At 37.1% G+C, this 1,539-nt stretch carries 1 protein-coding gene; it reads right to left on the reverse strand.

Annotation, left to right across the window (positions count from 1 at the left end):
• A partial coding sequence (locus JO950_RS21815) for a M43 family zinc metalloprotease (protein WP_255567933.1) occupies positions 1–1,539 on the reverse strand: 1,539 nt, incomplete at both ends.

Below are 1,539 nucleotides of genomic sequence, written 5' to 3' on the forward strand. Positions count from 1 at the left end.
GTATCTCTCTTGCTTCTGCCTGTTTTACCCGATCTTAAATCTTTCACTGTAATGTTAAGATCTGTATTGATAGCAGCGTCTGTTGATTTCTGAGTGGTATATAAATTTGAAAAATCCTTTTTGATCGCATTTCTCATTACTTTAACCTGACCTGGGGTGAACATAAACGTGCAGTTGCTATAATCCATAATATTCTCTATCAACCTTCTGTGCCCACCACATTGAACAGGAGCAATACAATTTTCATAAAATCTCGTTTTTGGTTCTTCGGCAGGTGGAGTATCACTAATTTTATCATTTTTACCGGTACAACCACCTTCAAAAGTATGTATAAGGCTAAAATAATGTCCCAACTCGTGTGCAGCTGTTGTCTTTTTTATCGATAGTTCATTAACATCATCTTTATAGTCATAAGCCAAAACAATAAAAGCTAGTAATAGTTTTTCATTGCCATCACGCCCGACAACAGTTACTCCTGAAAAAACCGACTTTTCTGAGATTAATTCAGGTACATATTTGATGACTATTTTTTCTTTACTATCATTACTTACAAGATCTCTTATATTAATTCCATCAGCGTTTAATTTTTGTATTTCAGGTATTGAATTTATCTTATCTTGATTATAGATCTTCTTTGATCCTTTACGGATGGTAATATCAATATCTTTGAACACGATTCTGGCATTAGCCATTTTGGCACCCGCCGCCACTGCTGCAGGCGGTAAAGTCTTACCCGTTTTATCGGTATAGGCTTTATTAGCCCAATTAAATTGCTGTCTTACCATGTCTTCATAATAAGAGGCTGTATTATTATCTTCCGGGGCTTCCAGAATTTCTACATTTACTTTTTTGATGATAAAATAAGGATACTCTTTTTCTATTATTCTCTTCAAGTTGTCATTCCTTTCCACCGCGGGAACCCGTACGTCCATCAAAGTAGCATCTTTCATCGCAATTTTCACCACTACAGGCTGGTTTTCTAACTGTATTAGTTTATCCTCGTCTATTTCCAAAGAACAGGAAGAACTTACAAGGCTGAAAGCCCTAAGCCAGTTCCAGGCCCAGCCTCCACAATTCACTGTAACTGTATTCGATGCTTTAGCACCCAGTGTTTTTATATCATCAGAAGAAATCTTACCAATCTGCTGGCCATAATCAAAGTATTCGTAATTCATTTCTTTTGTTGTTTTAGAAAACACATTTGGGGAACTTTGAGTGATTTCCACATTATAGATCGGTCTGGTTACAAATGTCTTCTCATCATTTGTCAATAGCTGCAACCCTCCTGCTCTCTTACTGTCGTAAGCATGCACCTCGATTTTGATATAACCTCCGGGTTTATCTATGGTTCCCTTAATACCGCTTAGGTAGTTATTGCGACGGTTGTAAAGTCCTTTGTAATATACGGTCAGTAAATCAGACTCACTGCTATTGTCTGTTTTCGGATTTGCAGACCAAAATACCTTCTCTCCAACTACCTTTATATTATTATCCGGATAGCTGACAACACCACTGCCTTCTGATTTTTGGGCATACATA

It is taken from the genome of Flavobacterium sp. UGB4466, from assembly GCF_903469665.1.
Taxonomy (GTDB): Bacteria; Bacteroidota; Bacteroidia; order Flavobacteriales; family Flavobacteriaceae; genus Flavobacterium; species Flavobacterium lipolyticum.